The sequence below is a fragment of the Methylibium rhizosphaerae genome, assembly GCF_006386545.1.
Classification (GTDB): domain Bacteria; phylum Pseudomonadota; class Gammaproteobacteria; order Burkholderiales; family Burkholderiaceae_C; genus Pseudorivibacter; species Pseudorivibacter rhizosphaerae.
Window position 1 is genome coordinate 1 of sequence record NZ_SWAR01000020.1, and the last position, 19,584, is coordinate 19,584.

The following is a 19,584-nucleotide window of genomic DNA, read 5'->3' on the forward strand; positions in this document are numbered from 1 at the left end:
GGGAGAGGGGGCAAGGCGAGGGCGTGACGCAAGTGCGGCAGCTGCGCCACGAAGGGCACCTCGTCATCCAGACAGCGCAGGTCGAGCAGCAGCCTGTCCTCGGCCACGCGGCCGATCACCGGCAGCGGCAGGCTGCGCAGGGCCGCGGCCAGTTCGTCGAGCGCGCGTCCGGTGCCCTTCTTCTGCTGCGGCTCGATGGCCAGGCCGGCCGAAGGCAGCCGCTCCACCGGCAGCGATCCGGAGCCGATCTGCCCCAGCAGCGGCACCACGCTCGCCCGAAAGCGCGGCGCCACCGCCTTGGCCACGGCGGGCAGCAGCGCCCGGGCCATGGCGTCGATGGCCTGCGCCGGCCGCGTCAGCAGGCGCAGCGTGGGCAGGTCCCGCGCCAGGCGCTCGGGGCGCAGGTACAGGCGCAGCGTGGCTTCGAGCGCCGCCAGCGGCAACTTGCTCATGCGCAGCGCACGCTTCATGGGGAACTGGCGGATGCGGCCCACCGCCTCGCGGCTGCCGACGACGAGCCCGGCCTGCGGGCCGCCCAGCAGCTTGTCGCCGCTGAAGGTGACCACGTCGCAGCCGGCCGCCAGCATCTCCTGCGGCAACGGCTCGCGCGGCAGCCCGTGAGCGCCCAGGTCCACCAGCGAGCCGCTGCCCAGGTCGGTGGCCAGCGGCAGGCCCTTCGCATGGGCAATGTCGGCCAGCGCCGCCTCGCCCACCGCCGAGGTGAACCCGTGGACCGCGTAGTTGCTGGTGTGCACCTTCATCAGGAGCGCGGTGCGTTCGTTGATGGCGCGTTCGTAGTCGTGCGGATGGGTGCGGTTGGTGGTGCCCACTTCGACCAGCGTGGCGCCGGCGGCGGCCATCACGTCGGGCATGCGGAAGGCGCCGCCGATCTCGACCAGTTCGCCGCGCGAGACGATGACCTCCCTGCCCCGGGCCAGCGCGGCGATGGAGAGCAGCACCGCGGCGGCGTTGTTGTTGACCACCGTCGCGGCTTCAGCGCCGGTGAGGGTGCACAAGAGCTCCTCGACGATCGAATCGCGGTCGCCGCGGCCGCCGGTGGCCAGGTCGTACTCGAGGTTGTTGGGGCCGCTCATCACCGCCAGCAGGTGCTGCAGGGCCGCGTCTGCCAGCAGCGCGCGGCCCAGGTTGGTGTGGATCACCGTGCCGGTGAGGTTGAGCACCGGGCGCATGCGCGGCGCGAGGCGCTGCGCCACGCGCTGCTGCAGCGCGTCGCCCAGCGCCTCGGGCGACACGGCCCGGGCGTCGAGCGAGCCGGCCTGCGCCTGCGCCCGCAGGCCCTCGAGCAGCGCACGGGCTTCGCCCACCACCAGCGTGTGGCCGTGTTCGGCCACCAGCGCGGCCACCGGCTCGCTGCGCAGCAGGCGGTCTACGGAGGGGAGGTCCTTGGCGGTGGCCTTGGAACCGTGCACCACGGATTCGTCGGGCCCGCGCATCAGGCGCCTCCCGGGTCCGGCGGCGGCTCGGCCGCCTCTTCGCCGAACAGCAGCATCAGGTTGACCCCGTGCCGCTGCTTGCCGGCTTCGGACACCAGCAGGTCGAGGGTGAGCGTGGCCAGGTCGTCGGCCACCGGCTCGACCAGCGGGTCGCGGCCGCGGTGGACGATCTTGAGGTAGTGCCCGCAGTCGTCGCAGGTCTCGGCCTGCACGGCGGCCTGGGCGGCGAGGTCTTCCTCGTCGTCGCCGGCCGGGCGCAGCGCCTGGTAGGCGATGGAGCGGGTGCCCTGGCAATGCGAGCACTTGATGCGCACCATGTGCCATTGGGTGGAGCACAGCGAGCAGTGCAGGTAACGCTGGCCCGGCGAATCGCCCGCGTCGCGCGTGATGCTGGCCGTGGGCCGGCTCGCGCAGCATGGGCAGGTGGTGGCGTCATCGGTGCGGCCGAAGGGCTGGCCGCCGCCGGTGTGGGCTGCCAGCACGGCAAGCACGAGGTGCGTCCAGTAGACCTGCAGGGCAGCGGCCACGAGCGGCGCCATGGCGAGGTCCAGCCCGTGGGGCGTGGCGTCGAGCAGCGCATCGGCCTGGGCTTCGAGCGCGTCGTCGGGCAGCACGCTCATCTCGTCGAGCACCGGCTGCATCGCCGGGGGCGCATGGGGTCGCACGCGCTGCACCAGCTGGCGCAGGCCGTCGCGCCAGGCCGGATCGCGCGGCCAGTCGGGCGGCGCCAGCGGCGCCGCGCCGGCACGCGCGGCGGCATCGAGCTGCTGCGCGGTGGGCAGCGGCACCGGCGGGTGCGCGGCCAGCCGCTGCTGCTGCGCCAGCGCCACCTCGGCCATGAACTGCAGGAAGTCCTGCATCGCATGGCCACGGCCGGCGAGCTGCCGCAGGCGCATGGCCCGCTCGGCGAACACGGTGGCGCGCTCCGGCCACAACAGGTAGGGCGTCTCGCCGCCGGCACGGGCAGCGATCTCCTCCGGCGACATCACACGGACGGTGGCGGTGGCAGTCATGCCGCGAGCTTCTCCTTGCGCTGCAGAAAACACAAGGGCGGGTGAGCCCGAAGGCCCGACCCGCCCGCCGGGGACCTTTTCACTTGCCCCGCGTCACTTCGCGATGCCACAGCGGGTGGTTCTTCGCCGCCCAGGCTTCGCTCACGTTGCCGCGCGTCATGGCGCGCAGCGTGCCCTTGACCCAGATCACGGCATACACGTGCACGATGATGCCGAGGATCAGCACCACCGCCGCCACCGAGTGCAGCAGCGACGCCGCCCGGATGGCCCAGATCGGGAAGTACGGCGCGAACCAGGGCCGCCAGAACACGAGGCCGGTGACCAGCAGCACCGCGAGGCTCCACAGCGTGACCCAGAACACCATCTTCTGCGCCCAGTTGTACTTGCCCACCGGCGGCATGCCGGCCTTGTTGCCCTTGAGCATCTCGCCCATCTTGCCGCGCCATTCGCGGTCGCCCGCGGTGAAGCGGTTGTCGCCCGCGAAGCGGATCACCATGCCGATGAAGAACACGAAGGTCAGCAGCCCGATGAAGGGATGCAGGATGCGTGTCCACGGGCCGCCGCCGAAGAGGTAGGAAAAGAAGAACAGCGACGGGTGGAAGAACGAAAGCCCGGACAGCGCCGCCAGGATCAGCAGCAGCGCCACTGCCCAGTGGTTGACCCGGTCGCCGTCGTCGTAGCGCTTGATGTAGCCGCGAGGCGTCGATGAGCTCATGTCTGCCCCTCGTCCGGCGAGTGCGCCGGACGATCCCCCGGGGGGATGCGGGCCGGCTTGGGAGCGGCCCGGCGCTCGGCCCGCTGGAGTGTCTGCCCCTCGTCCGGCGGGTACGCCGGCCGATCCCCCGGGGGGATGCGGGCCGGCTTGGGAGCGGCCCGGCGCTCGGCCCGCGACATCCAGATTGACGCAAGGTGTCTCATGTTCGCTCCTTCTCGTCTTCCTCGGCATCGGAGGGACCGACCTTCATGTAGTGGAAGAAGCCCCCCACCACCGCGCCCACCATCGCCGCCAGGGCCAGCGGCTTGGCGATGCCTTTCCACAGCGCGACCATCGGGCTGATGTGCGGGTCGGCCGGCAGGTCCTCGAGCTCGGGCTTGTCGGCATGCTTGAGCACGTACATCACGTGCGTGCCGCCCACGCCCTGGGGGTTGTACAGGCCCGCGTTCTGGAAGCCGCGCTCCTTGAGCTCCCCGACGCGCTTTTCGGCGTAGGCCACCATGTCGTCCTTCACGCCGAAGCCGATGGCGCCGGTCGGGCAGGTCTTCACGCAGGCCGGTTCGAGACCCACGCCCACACGGTCGGAACACAGCGTGCACTTGTAGGCCTTGTTGTCCTTCGCGCTGATGCGCGGTACGTCGAACGGGCAGCCCGAGACGCAGTAGCCGCAGCCGATGCAGTTCTCGGAGATGAAGTCGACGATGCCGTTGGCGTACTTCACGATGGCGCCCGGCGACGGGCAGGCCTTCAGGCAGCCCGGGTCCTCGCAGTGCATGCAGCCGTCCTTGCGGATCAGCCACTCGAGGCTGCCCTTGCCGGGCCCTTCGGGCTCGACCTCGAAGAACTTCATCACCGTCCAGGAGCTGGGCGTGAGGTCGGTCGGGTTGTCGTACACGCCGATGTTCTGGCCCACCTCGTCGCGCAGGTCGTTCCAGTTCATGCAGGCGACCTGACAGGCCTTGCAGCCGATGCACTTGGACTCGTCGATGAGCTTGGCGACCTGCGGCACGGCGGAGCGCACCTGCGGCGTGGGGGTGGTGGTGGCCGAGCGGGCCACCACATCCAGACTTTGCAGACTTGCCATGGTTCAGCTCCTCATGCCTTTTCGATGTTCACGAGGAACGCCTTGAACTCAGGCGTCTGCGAATTGGCATCGCCCACGAACGGCGTCAGCGCGTTGGCCAGGTAGCCGTTCTGCGTCACCCCCTTGAAGCCCCAGTGGATCGGGATGCCGACGTGGTGCACCTTCTTGCCGTCGACCTCGAGCGCGCGCATGCGCTTGGTGACCACGCAGGCCGCCACCACTTCGCCGCGGTTGGACCGGACCCGCACCTTGTCGCCCTGCCGGATGCCCTTTTCCCGGGCCAGCTCCTCGCCGATCTCGACGAAGGGCGCCGGCTGCACGATGGCGTTGCTGCGCGCGTGCTTGGTCCAGAAGTGCTGGTGCTCGGTGAGGCGGTAGGTGGTGGCCGCGTACGGGAACTCCTCCTTCTTGCCGAAGGCCTCGAGGTCGCCCTTGAACACCCGGGCGGCCGGGTTGCTCACCGCCTTCGGGTTGTTGGGGCACATGAGGTTCACGCCCACCGGCGTCTCGAACGGCTCGTAGTGCTCGGGGAAGGGCCCCTCGGCCATGCCGATGGCATGCAGCCTGGCCACGCCTTCCGGGTTCATGATGAAGGAGCCCACGCCCTGGTCGGGCGCCGCGTCCGCGCGCATGTCGGGCACGTCGGGGCCGGTCCACTTGCTGCCGTCCCAGCGGGCGTACGAGCGGGTCGGGTCCCACGGCTTGCCGCTCGGGTCGGCCGAGGCGCGGTTGTAGAGGATGCGCCGGTTGGCAGGCCACGAGTAGCCCCAGTTCTGGAACACGCCCAGCCCGCTCGGGTCGGAGGTGTCGCGCCGCGCGGTCAGGTTGCCGGCCTGCGGCCAGCAGCCGGCGTAGATCCAGTTGCCGCACGAGGTGGTGCCGTCGGCCTGCAGCAGCGCGAAGCCCGGCATCTGCTCGCCCGCCTTCACCGCCACCGGCCGCGGCGCCTTCGGGTCCTTCGGGTCGGGCGGCCCCAGCACGTCGGCCAGCGCGCGGCCGTTGATCTCGCGCAGCACCTCGCCGGGGTTGGGCACGTTGGCGTTGAGGTAGGGCCAGGTGAGCTTCTGCACCGGCTCGGGCAGCGCGCCGCCGTCCTTGGCATACATGTCGCGCAGCTTCATGAACAGGCGCGCCACGATTTCCGAGTCGGCCTTGGCCTCGCCGGGCGGGTCCACCGCCTTTTCCTTCCAGCTGATCACGCGGCTGGAATTGGTGAAGCTGCCGGTCTCCTCGGCAAAGCAGCTCGACGGGAAGCGGAACACCTCGGTCCTGATGTCGGCCGGGTTGGTGTCGTTGAGCGGCCCGTAGTTCTTCCAGAACTCGCTCGTCTCCGTTTCGAGCGGGTCGATCACCACCAGGTACTTCAGCTTCGAGAACGCCGCCGACAGCTTCTTCTTGTTGGGCACGGCCGCCAGCGGGTTGAAGCCCTGCACCAGCATGCCGTTCATCTTGCCCTGATGCATCAGCTCGAAGATGTGCAGGATGTCGTAGCCCGCGTCGCGCTTCGGGATCCAGTCGTAGGCGAAGTTGTTTTCCGCCGTCGCCGCGTCACCGTAGTAGGCCTTCATCAGGCTGGTGTGCCACTTCGGGAAGTTCTGGGTGAACGCCATCTGGTTCGGGCGCAGCGGCTTGCCGGTGCGCGCCTTCAGGTAGGTGTCGCGGTCGACGTCGGCATCGGTGGGGGCGCTCAGGTAGCCCGACAGCACTTCCGAGTAGGCGTTCATGTCGGTGATGCCCTGCACGTTGGCATGGCCGCGCAGCGCGTTCACGCCGCCGCCGGGGCGGCCCATGTTGCCCAGCAGCAGCTGGATCATCGCCATGGTGCGGATGTTCTGCGACCCCACCGAGTGCTGCGTCCAGCCGAGCGCATACATGATGGTCATCACGCGGCCGGGCACGGCGGTGCCGGCGATCTGCTCGCACACCTTGAGGAACTGCTCCTTCGGCGTGCCGGTGATCCGGCTCACCTGCTCGGGCGTGTAGCGGCTGTAGTGCTTCTTCAGCTGCTGGTACACGCACAGCGGGTCCTGCATCGTGTCGTCGACCTTGACGAAGCCGTCCTCGCCGACCTGGTAGCCCCAGGTCGCCTTGTTGTAGGACCGCTTGGCCTCGTCATAGCCGCTGAAGTAGCCGTTGTCGAAGGCGAACTCGGGCTTCGTGAGGAAGGTGGCGTCGGTGTTGAACTTGACGTACTCGTGGTGGACCTTGTCGTTCGACAGCAGGTAGTTGATGACCCCGCCCAGGAAGGCGATGTCGGTGCCCACGCGGATGGGCGCGTAGTAGTCGGCCACCGCCGCCGAGCGGGTGAACCGCGGGTCCACCACGATGAGCCGCGCCTTGCGGTGCTGCATCGCTTCGGTGACCCACTTGAACCCGCACGGGTGGGCTTCGGCGGCGTTGCCGCCCATGATGAGGACGAGATCCGTGTTCTTGATATCCGTCCACGAGTTGGTCATCGCTCCGCGACCGAAAGTCGGGCCCAGACTGGACACCGTCGGCGCGTGTCAGATACGTGCTTGCGTATCGAGCGCAACCATCCCCAGGCCGCGAGCGACCTTGACGGACAGGTAACCGGATTCGTTGGAGGCCGCGCTGGACATGAGGAAGCCGGTGGTGTTCCACCGGTTCACCGTCACGCCCTTGTCGTTGGCCTTGATGAAGTTGGCGTCGCGGTCGGCCTTCATGTGCCGGGCCACCCGCGTGAGCGCCTCGTCCCACGAGATGCGCTTCCATTCGGCCGAGCCGGCCTCGCGCACCTGCGGGTACTTCACCCGATTGGGGCTGTGGATCATGTCGAGCACGCCCGCGCCCTTGGGGCACAGCGTGCCGCGGTTGACCGGGTGGTCCGGGTCGCCCTCGACGTGGATGATCGACGACTGGACGTTTTTCGCCTTGTCGCCGAGCGTGTACATGACGAGGCCGCAGCTGACCGAGCAATACGGGCAGGTGCTGCGGGTCTCGGTGGTGCGAGCCAGCTTGAAGTTGCGCGTTTCGGCTAGAGCCTGCGTGGGCGAGAAGCCCATCGCCACCAGGCTGGATCCGACCAGCCCTGCGCCGCTGACCCGGAAGAACTGCCTCCGGCTGATGTCCACGAACTGACCTCCTGCGGGGTGGGTCCCGCGTCCCCTGGTTCTGGAATCGACGACCGCCCTGCAAGGCTTGCAGAGTCAAGCGGTTTTTACGCCCTGGCATAGGCCGGCGAATCAGGACGGACCCCTAGAACGGCTGTACGCATTGCGCACAACGGCATCACGCGAAGAGACGTCCACCCGGTGCCGCACGGCGCCGGTGCTGCTGTCACAACAGGGACATGCCAAAACGAACGACCGTGCTTAAACTGCCCCGCTACCAAGCCCGCGCCGACGCGTGCGGCGGCGGAGCGTGAAGGAGACAACCTCATGGACCTGAGCTTCACCGCGGAAGAACAAGCGTTCCGCGAAGAGATCCGTTCCTGGGTGCAGGCCAACCTGCCCAAGGACATTTCGCACAAGGTGCACAACGCGCTGCGTCTCACGAAGGACGATATGCAGCGCTGGGCAAAGATCCTCGGCAAGAAGGGCTGGCACGGCTGGGCCTGGCCCAGGGAGTTCGGCGGCCCCGGCTGGAATGCGGTGCAGCGCCACCTGTTCGAAGAGGAGTGCGCGCTGGCCGGTGCGCCGCGCGTGGTGCCCTTCGGCCCGGTGATGGTGGCGCCGGTGATCATGGCCTTCGGCTCGCCCGAGCAGCAGAAGCGCCACCTGCCCGGGATCATGAGCGGCGAGGTGTGGTGGAGCCAGGGCTACAGCGAGCCGGGCTCGGGCTCCGACCTGGCCTCCCTCAAGACACGCGCCGAGCGCAGGGGCGACAAGTACATCGTCAACGGCCAGAAGACCTGGACGACGCTGGGCCAGTACGGCGACTGGATCTTCTGCCTGGTGCGCACCAGCAGCGAAGGCAAGCCACAGACCGGCATCTCCTTCCTGCTGATCGACATGAAGTCGCCCGGCATCACCGTGCGGCCGATCATCACGCTCGACGGCGAGCACGAGGTCAACGAGGTGTTCTTCGACAACGTCGAGGTGCCCGCCGAGAACCTGGTGGGCCAGGAGAACCAGGGCTGGACCTATGCCAAGTACCTGCTGGCCCACGAGCGCACCAACATCGCCGACGTGAACCGCACGAAACGCGAGCTCGAGCGGCTCAAGCGCATCGCCCGGGCCGAAGGCGTGTACGAGGACGTGCGCTTTCGCGACCAGATCGCCCTGCTCGAGGTGGACGTGGTGGCGCTCGAGATGATGGTGCTGCGGGTGCTGTCGGCCGAAAAGAGCGGCAAGAAGTCGCTCGACGTGGCCGGCCTCCTGAAGATCCGCGGCTCGGAACTGCAGCAGCGTTACGCCGAGCTGATGATGCTGGCCGCCGGCCCCTTCTCGCTGCCCTTCATCCACGAAGCCATGGAGGCCGGCTGGCAGGGCGACTACGTGGGCGCGGCCCATTGCGCCCCGCTGGCGTCCACCTACCTCAACTACCGCAAGACCACCATCTACGGCGGGTCGAACGAAGTGCAACGCAACATCGTCGCGCAGACGGTGCTGGGAGTCTGACCATGGATTTCGACTTCACCGAAGACCAGGAATCGCTGCGCGACGCGGTGCGCCGCTGGGTCGACAAGGCCTACGACTTCGAGCGCCGCCGCGCCATCGTGAAGGCCGGCGGCTTCTCGCGCGAGGCCTACGGCGAGCTCGCCGGGCTGGGCCTCACCGGCCTGGCCGTGCCCGAGGCGCAGGGCGGCATGGGGTTCGGCCCCATCGAGGCGATGGTGGTGATGGAAGAGCTGGGCCGCGGCATCGTGCTGGAGCCCTACGCACAGGCCGCGCTCATGGCGCCTGCCCTGCTGAGCAGTGCGCCCTCTGCGCTGCAGTCGCAATGGCTGCCGAAGGTGGCCGACGGCTCGGCGCTTGTGGTGCTGGCGCACGTGGAACGTGCCGCACGATATCGCCTGTCGCACGTCACCACGCGGGCCACCCAGGCCGGCGGCGGGTGGACGCTCACCGGCGCCAAGAGCGTGGTGCCCGCCGGCGACCAGGCCGATGCATTCATGGTGCCGGCGCGCGTCTCGGGCTCTCATGGCGACGCCGGCGGCATCTCGCTGTTCCTGGTGGAGCGCAATGCCCCCGGCGTGGCCACGCGCGGCTACCTGCTGCAGGACGGCGGCCGCGGCGGCGAAGTGACCTTCACCCAGTCTCCTGCCGCGCTCGTCAGCAGCGAAGGCCTGCCGGCACTGGAACTCGGCGTCGACGTGGGCATCGCCGCGCTGTGTGCCGAGGCGGTGGGCGCGATGGACAAGCTGTTCGCGCTGACGGTGGACTACCTCAACACCCGCAAGCAGTTCGGCGTGCCGATCGGCACCTTCCAGGCGCTGCGCCATCGCCTGGCCGACATGAAGATGCAGCTCGAGCTCGGCCGCTCGATGAGCTATTTCGCATCGCTCAAGCTGGGCGAGGCCGCGGGCGCCCGCCGCCGTGCCGTCTCGCAGGCCAAGGTGCAGCTCGGGCAGAGCATGCGCTTCGTCGGCCAGCAGGCGGTGCAGCTGCACGGCGGCATCGGCATGACCGACGAATACGCGGGCAGCCACTATTTCAAGCGCCTCACCTGCATGGAAATGAGCTTCGGCGACACGCTGCACCACCTGGGCGAGGTGAGCGAGCGCATGCAGGACAGCGCCGGCGTGTTCGCCTGACCGCCAGGGCCCCGCTAACATGCAACGCCGCTTGGGTCGCCCAAGCGGCGTTTTTCATTGGAGGAGCATTCATGACCCTGCGCCGCCGCATCCTGCTGGCCCTCACGTCGCTCGTCTCGCTGCTGGCGGGCGGCTGCGCCACCACCGACGAGGAGCCGCCGCCGCCCATCGTGTTCGTGCACGGCAACGGCGACACCGCGGCGCTGTGGCACACGACGATCTGGCGCTTCGAGTCCAACGGCTGGCCGCGCGAGCGGCTGCATGCCGTCGACCTGCCCTACCCCACCGCGCGCGACGAGGACGACAAGCCCCAGGCCGGGCGCAGCTCCACCGCCGAGCACATGCAGCTCCTGGCCGGCGAGGTGCAGCGGGTGCGCATCGCCACCGGCGCCGAAAAGGTGGTGCTGATCGGCAGCTCGCGCGGCGGCAACGCCATCCGCAACTTCATCGCCAACGGCGGCGGCGCCAAGGTGGTGTCGCACGCCATCCTGGCCGGCACGCCCAACCACGGTGTCTGGAACAACCCGAAGCAGCTGCCGGGCAGCGAATTCAACGGCGCGAGCCCCTTCCTCACTGCGCTCAACAACCAGGGCGGCGCCGGCGTCGAGGTGACGCCCGGCGTGAAGTGGATGACGCTGCGCTCGGACGGCAACGACAAGTACGCCCAGCCCACCCTGAACGGCGTGCCCAGCAACGTCACCGCCGAGGGCCCGGCGCTCAAGGGCGCCGAGAACGTGGTGCTGCCGGCCCGCGACCACCGCGAGGTCGCCTTCCACCCGGAAGCCTTCGTGCAGATGTTCCGCTTCATCGCCGGCATGCCGCCCCTGACCGCCGCCATCGCGCCCGAGGCGCATGTGGTGCTCGACGGCAAGGTCACCGGCCTGGGCGTGAACGGCGTCGGCTCCGCTCCCAGCAACCTGCCGCTGGCCGGCGCCACGCTGGAGGTCTACCGCACCGACACCGCCAGCGGCGACCGGCTGGGCAATGCCCTGCACCGCAAGGTGATCGGCGACGACGGGCGCTGGGGTCCCTTCGTCGCCCAGCCCGACGCGGCCTACGAGTTCGTGGTCAGCGCGCCCGGCTATGCCACCACGCACATCTACCGCTCGCCGTTCCCGCGCTCGTCGAATGTGGTGAACCTGCGCGCCGAGCGGCTGGCCGAGGCCGACAAGGGTGCTGCCGCCGTGGTCACCCTGACCCGGCCGCGCGGCTACTTCGGCCTGCCGCGCGACCAGATCAGCCTCGACGGGCAGAGCCCGCCGCCCGGCATCCCGAGCGGCGTGGCGACGGTGTCGTCATCGAGGCTGAAACTCGCCGATGCGAGCCCGCGGCGCATCGTGGGCGAGTTCAACGGCGAGAGAGTCATTGCCCGGCCCTGGCCGGCCGCCGAAGGGCACGTGGTGACGCTGGAGCTGCATTACTGAGCCACTGCCCATGCGACTGTCCCAGATCCTCTTTTCCCAAGGCTTCGGCGCCCGCCGCGAATGCGAGGGCCTCGTCGCCCACGGCCTCGTCAAGGTGGCCGGCGAGGTCATCGACGACCCGCAGGCGGAGTTCGACGTGAGCCAGGGCCTGGCCTTCGAGGTCGACGGCCTGCCCTGGGTCTACCACGAGAAGGCGCTGGTCATGCTGCACAAGCCGGCCGGCTACGAGTGCTCGCTCAAGCCTTCGGCCTGGCCGGGCGTCCACACCCTGCTGCCCCTGCCGCTGCGCCGCCGCGGCGTGCAGCCGGTGGGCCGGCTCGACCAGGACACCACCGGCCTGCTGCTGCTGACCGACGACGGCCCGCTGCTGCACAAGCTCACCTCGCCCAAGCACCATGTGCCCAAGGTCTACGAGGTGACGGCCAGGCACCCGCTCAGCCAGCAGCAGGTCGACCGGCTGCTGGCCGGCGTGGTGCTCGACGACGACCCGAGGCCGGTGAAGGCAGATGCCGCCGAGCTCACCGGCGAGACCACGCTGCGCCTCACGCTCGTCCAGGGCAAGTACCACCAGGTCAAGCGCATGCTGGCCGCGGTGGGCAACCGCTGCGAGCAGCTGCACCGCAGCCGCGTCGGCGGCCTCGTGCTGCCCCACGACCTGCCCGCGGGCAAATGGCTCTGGGTGGACGACCCTTCGGCGATCTTTCGATAATCGCCCCCACCATGCGTGTCTTCCGCGGCTTCCACCACAGTGCCCTCGCTCCCGCCTGCGCGCTGACCATCGGCAACTTCGACGGCGTGCACCGCGGCCACCAGGCCATGCTCGCGCTGCTGCGCAACGAGGCCGCGCACCGCGGCCTGCCGGTGTGCGTGCTGACCTTCGAGCCGCATCCGCGCGACTATTTCGCCAGGCGCGCCGGCACGCCTGAAAAGGCGCCGGCCCGCATCGCCACGCTGCGCGACCAGCTGAGCGAGCTCGAACGCTGCGGCGTCGACCAGGTGGTGGTGCTGCGCTTCGATGAAGCCCTGGCCAGCCAGAGCCCGCAGCAGTTCATCGACAGCGTGCTGCGCAACGGGCTCGGCGCGCGCTACGTGCTGGTGGGCGACGACTTCCGCTTCGGCGCCCGGCGCGCCGGCGACTACGCCATGCTCGACGCGGCCGGCCCGGCCGCCGGTTTCGACGTCGCCCGCATGATGAGCTACGAGGTGCACGGGCTGCGCGTGTCGAGCTCGGCCGTCCGCGAGGCGCTGGCCGCGGGCAACCTGGAGCAGGCGGCCGTGCTGCTGGGCCGCCCCTACAGCATCAGCGGCCACGTCATCCACGGCCGCAAGCTGGGTCGCGAGCTGGGTGCCGACCCGGGCCGGTTCAACGGCTTTCGCACGCTGAACCTGCGCTTCCACCACCCCAGGCCGGCCGCCCACGGCATCTTTGCGGTGCGCACCCACGGGCTGGCCGACCAGCCGCTCGACGGCGTGGCCAGCCTGGGCGTGCGCCCCACCATCGAAGACGCCGGCCGCGTGCTGCTCGAAGTGCACTGCCTCGACTGGCCGGCGTCGCTGGGCCCCGAGGGGGGCTACGGTAAACTCGTCCGCGTGGAACTCCTGCACAAACTGCGCGACGAAGCCCGCTTCGAAGGCCTCGAAGCCCTCACGGCCGCCATCCGGCGCGACGTCGAGCAGGCGCGCGAGGTGCTTGCCGCACATGCAGCCGTGCGCCGCCAGACCACTCGCGATCGAATTCAGTGACTTGTGACCGGTGACCAGTGACCAGTGCTGGTCCACCGGCTGTCCCACTCGTCACCAGTCACTGGTCACCAGTCACTGTGCGCCCCCGGCGCACTCAAGCCATGAACGACAAGACCACCGAGGGTCAGGACTACCGCGCCACCCTCAACCTGCCCGACACCCCCTTCCCGATGCGGGGCGACCTGCCCAAGCGCGAGCCCGGCTGGGTCAAGCAGTGGGACGAACAAGGCATCTACAAGAAGCTGCGCGATGCGCGCTGCGGCAAGCCGAAGTTCGTGCTGCACGACGGCCCGCCCTATGCCAACGGCCAGCTCCACATGGGCCATGCGGTCAACAAGGTGCTCAAGGACATGATCGTCAAGGCCCGCCAGCTGGCCGGCTATGACGCGCTGTACGTGCCCGGCTGGGACTGCCACGGCCTGCCGATCGAGAACCAGATCGAGAAGACCTACGGCCGCAACCTGAGCCGCGACGAGGTGCAGGCGAAGAGCCGCGCCTATGCCACCGAGCAGGTCGCCCAGCAGAAGGCCGACTTCAAGCGCCTGGGAGTGCTCGGCGACTGGGAGCGGCCCTACCGCACCATGGACTTCGGCAACGAGGCCGGCGAGATCCGCGCGCTCAAGCGCCTGATGGAGCGCGGCTACGTGTACCGCGGCCTGAAGCCGGTGTACTGGTGTTTCGACTGCGGCTCGTCGCTGGCCGAGTTCGAGATCGAATACGCCGACAAGACCTCGCCCACGGTGGACGTGGCCTTCCTGTGCGCCGAGCCCGACAAGCTGGCCGCGGCCTTCGGCCTGCCGCGCCTGCACAAGGATGCCTTCGTGGTGATCTGGACCACCACGCCATGGACCATCCCGGCCAACCAGGCGCTGAACCTGAACCCTGCGCTCGACTATGCGCTGGTCGACACCGACCGCGGCCTGCTGCTGCTGGCCGAAGCGCTGGTCGAGAAGTGCCTGGCGCGCTACGGCCTGCAAGGCAAGGTGCTGGCCACCACCAAGGGCGCCAGCCTCGACCGGCTGGACTTCTATCACCCGCTCTCGCACGTGCATCCCGGTTTCAACCGCCGCAGCCCGGTGTACCTGGCCGACTACGCCACCGCCGAGGACGGCACCGGCATCGTGCATTCGGCCCCGGCCTACGGCGTGGACGACTTCAACTCCTGCATCGCGCACGGGATGAAGCACGACCACATCCTGAACCCTGTGCAGGGCAACGGCGTGTATGCGGCCGACCTGCCCCTGTTCGGCAACCAGTTCATCTGGAAGGCCAACCCGAACATCGTGCAGGCGCTGCAGGACGCCGGGCGGCTCATGGCCACCGACAAGCTGCCGCACAGCTACCCGCACTGCTGGCGCCACAAGACGCCGGTGATCTACCGCGCCGCCGCCCAGTGGTTCGTGCGCATGGACGAAGGCCAGGGCGTGTTCACCGTCGACAAGGCGCCCGGCACGCTGCGCCAGACGGCGCTGGCCGCCATCGACGCCACCTCGTTCTACCCGGAGAACGGCCGCGCGCGGCTGCGCGACATGATCGCCAACCGCCCCGACTGGTGCATCTCGCGCCAGCGCAACTGGGGCGTGCCGCTGCCTTTCTTCCTGCACAAGGTGACCGGCGAGCTGCACCCGAACACCCTCGAGTTCGTCGAACGGGCGGCGGCGCTGGTCGAGCAGGGCGGCGTCGAGGCCTGGGCCAAGCTCGACCCGGCCCAATGGCTGGGCGCCGAGGCCGCCGAGTACAACAAGAGCAGCGACATCCTCGACGTGTGGTTCGACTCGGGGAGCACCTTCTTCCACGTGCTGCGCGGCAGCCATGAAGGCGGGCGCCACGACCACGGCCCCGAGGCCGACCTCTACCTCGAAGGGCATGACCAGCACCGCGGCTGGTTCCACTCTTCGCTGCTGATCGCCTGCGCGATGGAAGGCCGCGCGCCCTACCGCGGCCTGCTGACCCACGGTTTCACCGTGGACAGCCAGGGTCGCAAGATGAGCAAGAGCCTGAAGAACGGCATCGAGCCGCAGGAGGTGAGCAGCAAGCTGGGCGCCGAGATCATCCGCCTGTGGGTGGCCGCCAGCGACTACTCCGGCGACATCGCCGGCGACGACAAGATCCTCGCCCGCGTGGTCGATGCCTACCGCCGCATCCGCAACACGCTGCGCTTCCTGCTCGCCAACACCTCCGACTTCGACCCGAAGGCCGACGCGGTGCCGCCCGACCAGATGCTGGAGGTCGACCGCCATGCGCTGGCGCGCGCGGCCGAGCTGCAGGCCGAGATCCTGGCCCACTACGAGGTCTACGAGTTCCACCCGGTGGTCGCCAAGCTGCAGGTGTACTGCTCCGAGGACCTGGGCGCGTTCTACCTCGACGTGCTGAAGGACCGGCTCTACACCACGGCGCCCAGGAGCCTGGCGCGCCGTTCGGCGCAGACGGCGCTGTGGCACATCACGCACGCCATGCTGCGCTGGATGGCGCCCTTCCTGAGCTTCACCGCAGAGGAAGCCTGGCCGATCTTCGCGCCCGGCACGTCGCCGTCCATCTTCACCGAGACCTACTGGAACTTGCCCAACCCAGACGAAGGCCTGCTGGCCAAGTGGCGCCGCATCCACGAGATCCGCGACGCGGTCAACAAGGAGATCGAAGCGGTGCGCACCACCGGCCAGGTGGGCTCGTCGCTGCAGGCCGAGATCACCATCACCGTGGGTGCCGAAGACCATGCGCTGCTCGCCTCGCTGGGCGACGACCTGAAGTTCGTGACCATCACCTCGAAGGCCACGCTCAAGCAGGGCAGCGAGCTGGTCGTCGAGGTGACCCCCAGCAGCGCCACCAAGTGCGAGCGCTGCTGGCACTGGCGCGACGACGTGGGCCACGATGCGGCCCACCCGACGATCTGCGGCCGCTGCACGAGCAACCTCTTCGGCGCTGGCGAAACCCGCAAGGTGGCCTGACAGGCGCACCCCCGGGAGCGGCTGGGGCCGCGGGTTGCATCGGCGCACACGGCCAGGCAGGCGCAACAAGCCACACTACACAGAACCGAACAATGGCAAAGAGAACCTTCAGCGCCTCAAGCAGCGGCGGCACGAGCCTCCTGCCCTGGCTGGGCCTCGCGGTCATCGTGATCCTGGCAGACCAGTTCACCAAGACGCTGATCCTCGGCTACTTCCAGCTGGGCGATTCACGCCACGTGACCGACTTCTTCAACATCGTGCGGGCCCACAACACCGGCGCGGCCTTCTCGTTCCTGGCCGGCGCTTCCGGCTGGCAGCGCTGGTTCTTCGTGGGGCTGGGCGCGGTGGCCACGATCTTCATCGTATGGATGCTCAAGAAGCACGGCCAGCAGCGCATGTTCGCCTGGGCGCTGTCGCTCATCATGGGCGGCGCGCTGGGCAACGTGATCGACCGGCTGATGCACGGCTACGTGGTGGACTTCCTCGACTTCCACTGGGGCGCGCGCCACTTCCCGGCCTTCAACGTGGCCGACAGCGCCATCACGCTGGGGGCGGTGCTGCTCATCCTGGACGAACTGCTGCGCGTGCGGCGCAGCTGAGGCTCGCCCACGGCGGTCTGGCTTGACGCAGCGCAAGCCGGCTCGCCCGGCCTCTCGTAGGCTGGGCCATGAGTTCAACGCCCACGTCCGGCACCAGCCCCTTCGATGTCGAGCTGCGGCCGCTGCGCCTCGCAGATCCGCTGCGCTGGCTGGCAGCCGGCTGGCGCGACTTCCTGCGCTGCCCGGGCCTCGGCCTCTTCTACGGCACCTGCTTCACCGTCATGGGCTGGCTGCTGGTGCTCGTGTTCCGGCATGCGCCGGCCTACACGCTGGCGCTGTCGGCCGGCTTCCTGCTGATGGGCCCGTTCCTGTGCCTCGGCCTGTATCAGGCGAGCCGCGCCCTGGAGCGCGGCGAACCCATCGACCTGGGCGACTCGCTGCTCGCCTTCGAGGCGCGCCTGGGCACCATGGGAATCTTCGGCGGCGTGCTGCTCATCCTCGAAATGGTGTGGGCCCGCGCCTCGCTGGTGGTATTTGCGCTCAGCTTCGAAGGGATGCCCGATTTCAAGGGCTCGCTGCTCGCATTGCTGGACCCCGCGAACCTGGAATTCATCGTGGCCTATGTGGCAGTGGGCGGCCTGTTCGCCGGGTTCATCTTTGCGGCCTGCGTGGTGAGCCTGCCGATGATCCTGGACCGCGACGTGGACGCGATCACCGCGTCCCTCACCAGCCTGCGGCTGGTGCTCGGGCAGCCGCGCGTGATGCTGCTGTGGGGCGCGCTGCTGACGGCCCTGGTGGTGCTGGCGATGCTGCCCGGCTTCCTGGGGTTGCTGGTGGTGGGGCCGTGGCTGGGGCATGCGAGCTGGCATGCGTATCGGCGGGCGGTGGCTAGCTAGCCAGCTAGGAAGCAACCGGGGTGAGCAACTGGAGCTTCAGCTTCGAGAACGAACGAAACCCGCGACCGAAGGTGACCGGATGTCGTCAGGAAGGTCCAGCGTCGTACGCATGGCAGGAACCCATAAATGTGGTTGGCTGCATGACTGTAGCTAGCTGGTCTTGTCCTGCTCAACCTTTCTCCAGAATCGCCTTCGCCACCCCCCGCAGGATATGCACCTCCTCCTGCGACAGGTCCACCCGGTTGACCAGCTGGTTCAGCCGGGGCAGCAGCTTCTTCGGCGCCTTCGGGTCCAGGAAGCCCAGGTGCACCAGCGCCTCTTCCCAGTGCGCCAGCAGCCCCTGCACGGCCACGCCGTCGGCCAGCTTGGGGTCGGGCGTGCGGCCCTTCACCGCAAAGCCGCCCAGCGCCTGGCGCCACTCGTAGGCCATGACCTGCACCGCCTGCGCGAGGTTGAGCGAGCCGTAGTCCGGATGGGTGGGAATAGAGAGGCAGGCATGGCAGCGGTACACGTCGTCGTTGCTCATGCCGTAGCGCTCGGAGCCGAACACGAAGGCCACCCGGTGCGGTGAGCTTGCGAGCTCCGGCAGCAGCGCACGCGGGGCATGGGTGGGCGGGCCGAAGTCGCGCGGCGTCATGGCCGTGGCGCAGGCGTAGCTCACGCCTTCCAAGGCCTCGGGCAGCGTCTGCACCACCCTGGCGCGCACCAGGATGTCGGCCGCGCCGCTGGCCATGGCGACCGTTTCCTCCTGCACCAGCACGTCGGCAAAACGCGGCGCCACCAGCACCAGGTCCGAAAAGCCCATCACCTTCATTGCGCGGGCGGCGGCGCCCACGTTGCCGGCGTGGCTGGTGCCGATGAGGACGAAGCGGGTGGTGTCGGCGGGAGGCTTGCTTGCGGAGGCGGGCATCGGTCACAGCGCGCGGAAGACGCGGCCGGTTAAAATCCGCGTCCATTATCTGGCGCCACTCCCCCCGGTCCGACCGACGAGCTGGCGCCTTGCTCTTTCCTCCCCGCCAGCCGTCCTTTCCGCAGCCCCAGGTCCCCACGCCCATGTCCCAAGCCGCCCTCCACCCCATGCTCAACATCGCCGTCAAGGCAGCGCGCGCCGCCGGGTCGATCATCAACCGGGCCGCGCTCGACGTGGAGAAGCTGCAGGTGCAGGCCAAGTCGCACAACGACTTCGTCACCGAGGTGGACCAGGCAGCCGAGCAGGCGATCATCGAGACGCTGCTGACCGCCTACCCTGGCCACGGCATCCTGGCCGAGGAAACCGGCCGCACGCATGGCGCGAAGGACAGCGACTACCTCTGGATCATCGATCCGCTGGACGGCACCACCAACTTCATCCACGGCTTCCCGGTGTATGCGGTGTCCATTGCGCTGGCCTTCCGCGGCCAGGTGCAGCAGGCGGTGGTGTACGACCCGGCGCGCAACGACCTGTTCTACGCCTCCAAGGGCCGCGGCGCCTACCTGAACGACCGGCGCATCCGCGTGTCCAAGCGCAGCCGCATGATCGAGTCGCTCATCGGCACCGGCTTCCCGTTCCGCAAGGGCGACAACTTCAAGCGCTACCTGAAGATGTTCGAGGACGTGATGCAGGTGTGCGCCGGCCTGCGCCGCCCGGGCGCTGCTGCGCTCGACCTGTGCTACGTGGCGGCCGGCTACTACGACGGCTTCTTCGAGACCGGCCTCAACCCCTGGGACGTGGCCGCGGGCTCGCTGATGATTACCGAGGCCGGCGGCCTGGTGGGCAACTTCACCGGCGAGGCGGACTTCCTGTTCCAGCGCGAGGTGGTGGCCGGCAACCCCAAGATCTACGCTCAGCTGGTGCAGATCCTCGGCCCCTACACCCGCGTCATCAAGGACGACGACACGACCAGCAAGGCCGCCGCCGCTGCGGCCACTGAAGGCTCGCCCGAGGAAGCGCTGGCCCAGGCCCTGAAGGCCGGCGAGCAGAAGGCCGAGGACAAGCCGGCGCCCGCGAAGAAGGGGCCGGTGCGCATCCGCAAGGCCGACATCGAGGCCGGCAAGGACAAGGACGCTCCGTTCTGA

The 19,584-nt window shown here is 69.1% G+C and carries 15 protein-coding genes; 9 read left to right on the plus strand and 6 right to left on the minus strand.

Translation table 11 applies throughout. From position 1 onward, the window contains the following. From selA to fdnG, 5 genes are all read right to left on the minus strand, one after another. Positions 1–1,454 (minus strand): L-seryl-tRNA(Sec) selenium transferase (selA, locus tag E8D38_RS15115; protein WP_140632343.1); only part of this gene is annotated, 1,454 nt, incomplete at its 3' end. Continuing rightward, complete coding sequence (gene fdhE / locus E8D38_RS15120) at positions 1,454–2,467, minus strand: formate dehydrogenase accessory protein FdhE (RefSeq protein WP_140632347.1); 1,014 nt, start codon at positions 2,465–2,467, stop codon at positions 1,454–1,456. The genes selA and fdhE, both read right to left, overlap by 1 nt. A 79-nt stretch (positions 2,468–2,546) precedes the next feature. After that, positions 2,547–3,182, minus strand: coding sequence for a formate dehydrogenase subunit gamma (locus E8D38_RS15125; protein WP_140632352.1), 636 nt, complete (start codon positions 3,180–3,182; stop codon positions 2,547–2,549). A gap of 199 nt (positions 3,183–3,381) precedes the next feature. Next, the gene (gene fdxH, locus E8D38_RS15130; protein WP_140632357.1) at positions 3,382–4,266 is read right to left on the minus strand and encodes a formate dehydrogenase subunit beta; all 885 of its coding nucleotides are present in this window, start codon (positions 4,264–4,266) and stop codon (positions 3,382–3,384) included. Between the two features lie 11 nt (positions 4,267–4,277). Beyond that, the gene (gene fdnG / locus E8D38_RS15135; RefSeq protein WP_140632362.1) at positions 4,278–7,358 is read right to left on the minus strand and encodes a formate dehydrogenase-N subunit alpha; all 3,081 of its coding nucleotides are present in this window, start codon (positions 7,356–7,358) and stop codon (positions 4,278–4,280) included. A gap of 306 nt (positions 7,359–7,664) precedes the next feature. Between fdnG and E8D38_RS15140 the strand changes: the two genes are divergently transcribed. The 8 genes from E8D38_RS15140 (at position 7,665) to E8D38_RS15175 (ending at position 17,529) form a co-directional block, all read left to right on the plus strand. Further along, positions 7,665–8,846 carry an acyl-CoA dehydrogenase family protein gene (locus tag E8D38_RS15140; RefSeq protein WP_140632368.1) on the plus strand — a complete coding sequence of 394 codons (1,182 nt, stop codon included), beginning with the start codon at positions 7,665–7,667 and terminating at the stop codon, positions 8,844–8,846. A 2-nt stretch (positions 8,847–8,848) separates the two neighbouring features. Next, positions 8,849–9,982 carry an acyl-CoA dehydrogenase family protein gene (locus E8D38_RS15145; protein ID WP_140632371.1) on the plus strand — a complete coding sequence of 378 codons (1,134 nt, stop codon included), beginning with the start codon at positions 8,849–8,851 and terminating at the stop codon, positions 9,980–9,982. Positions 9,983–10,053: 71 nt separating this feature from the next. Beyond that, positions 10,054–11,406: an alpha/beta fold hydrolase gene (locus E8D38_RS15150; RefSeq protein ID WP_140632376.1), complete on the plus strand. Its 1,353-nt coding sequence runs from the start codon at positions 10,054–10,056 to the stop codon at positions 11,404–11,406. A gap of 10 nt (positions 11,407–11,416) precedes the next feature. Next, positions 11,417–12,115 (plus strand): pseudouridine synthase, encoded by a 699-nt coding sequence (locus tag E8D38_RS15155; protein WP_140632379.1) that lies wholly within the window; start codon positions 11,417–11,419, stop codon positions 12,113–12,115. 11 nt (positions 12,116–12,126) lie between these two features. After that, complete coding sequence (locus tag E8D38_RS15160) at positions 12,127–13,149, plus strand: bifunctional riboflavin kinase/FAD synthetase (protein ID WP_140632384.1); 1,023 nt, start codon at positions 12,127–12,129, stop codon at positions 13,147–13,149. Between the two features lie 101 nt (positions 13,150–13,250). Then, a complete protein-coding gene (gene ileS / locus E8D38_RS15165; protein WP_140632387.1) occupies positions 13,251–16,094 on the plus strand; it encodes an isoleucine--tRNA ligase in 2,844 nt (947 codons plus the stop codon). A gap of 92 nt (positions 16,095–16,186) precedes the next feature. After that, positions 16,187–16,693: a signal peptidase II gene (gene lspA, locus E8D38_RS15170; RefSeq protein ID WP_140632390.1), complete on the plus strand. Its 507-nt coding sequence runs from the start codon at positions 16,187–16,189 to the stop codon at positions 16,691–16,693. 68 nt (positions 16,694–16,761) lie between these two features. After that, positions 16,762–17,529 (plus strand): DUF2189 domain-containing protein, encoded by a 768-nt coding sequence (locus tag E8D38_RS15175; RefSeq protein WP_140632393.1) that lies wholly within the window; start codon positions 16,762–16,764, stop codon positions 17,527–17,529. A gap of 169 nt (positions 17,530–17,698) precedes the next feature. On the opposite strand, the gene E8D38_RS15180 is transcribed toward E8D38_RS15175, so the two are convergent. After that, entirely contained in the window at positions 17,699–18,439 is a 741-nt protein-coding gene (locus tag E8D38_RS15180) for an RNA methyltransferase (protein ID WP_140632396.1), read from the minus strand. Between the two features lie 143 nt (positions 18,440–18,582). On the opposite strand from E8D38_RS15180, the gene E8D38_RS15185 reads away from it, so the two are divergent. Beyond that, positions 18,583–19,584 (plus strand): inositol monophosphatase family protein, encoded by a 1,002-nt coding sequence (locus E8D38_RS15185; protein WP_140632399.1) that lies wholly within the window; start codon positions 18,583–18,585, stop codon positions 19,582–19,584.

Coding starts and splice junctions, on each gene's coding strand:
- fdhE (WP_140632347.1), bottom strand. CDS start 2,467: ATGACTGCCACCGCCACCGTCCGTGTGATGTCGCCGGAGGAGATCGCT.
- E8D38_RS15125 (WP_140632352.1), bottom strand. CDS start 3,182: ATGAGCTCATCGACGCCTCGCGGCTACATCAAGCGCTACGACGACGGC.
- fdxH (WP_140632357.1), bottom strand. CDS start 4,266: ATGGCAAGTCTGCAAAGTCTGGATGTGGTGGCCCGCTCGGCCACCACC.
- E8D38_RS15140 (WP_140632368.1), top strand. CDS start 7,665: ATGGACCTGAGCTTCACCGCGGAAGAACAAGCGTTCCGCGAAGAGATC.
- E8D38_RS15145 (WP_140632371.1), top strand. CDS start 8,849: ATGGATTTCGACTTCACCGAAGACCAGGAATCGCTGCGCGACGCGGTG.
- E8D38_RS15150 (WP_140632376.1), top strand. CDS start 10,054: ATGACCCTGCGCCGCCGCATCCTGCTGGCCCTCACGTCGCTCGTCTCG.
- E8D38_RS15155 (WP_140632379.1), top strand. CDS start 11,417: ATGCGACTGTCCCAGATCCTCTTTTCCCAAGGCTTCGGCGCCCGCCGC.
- E8D38_RS15160 (WP_140632384.1), top strand. CDS start 12,127: ATGCGTGTCTTCCGCGGCTTCCACCACAGTGCCCTCGCTCCCGCCTGC.
- ileS (WP_140632387.1), top strand. CDS start 13,251: ATGAACGACAAGACCACCGAGGGTCAGGACTACCGCGCCACCCTCAAC.
- lspA (WP_140632390.1), top strand. CDS start 16,187: ATGGCAAAGAGAACCTTCAGCGCCTCAAGCAGCGGCGGCACGAGCCTC.
- E8D38_RS15175 (WP_140632393.1), top strand. CDS start 16,762: ATGAGTTCAACGCCCACGTCCGGCACCAGCCCCTTCGATGTCGAGCTG.
- E8D38_RS15180 (WP_140632396.1), bottom strand. CDS start 18,439: ATGCCCGCCTCCGCAAGCAAGCCTCCCGCCGACACCACCCGCTTCGTC.
- E8D38_RS15185 (WP_140632399.1), top strand. CDS start 18,583: ATGTCCCAAGCCGCCCTCCACCCCATGCTCAACATCGCCGTCAAGGCA.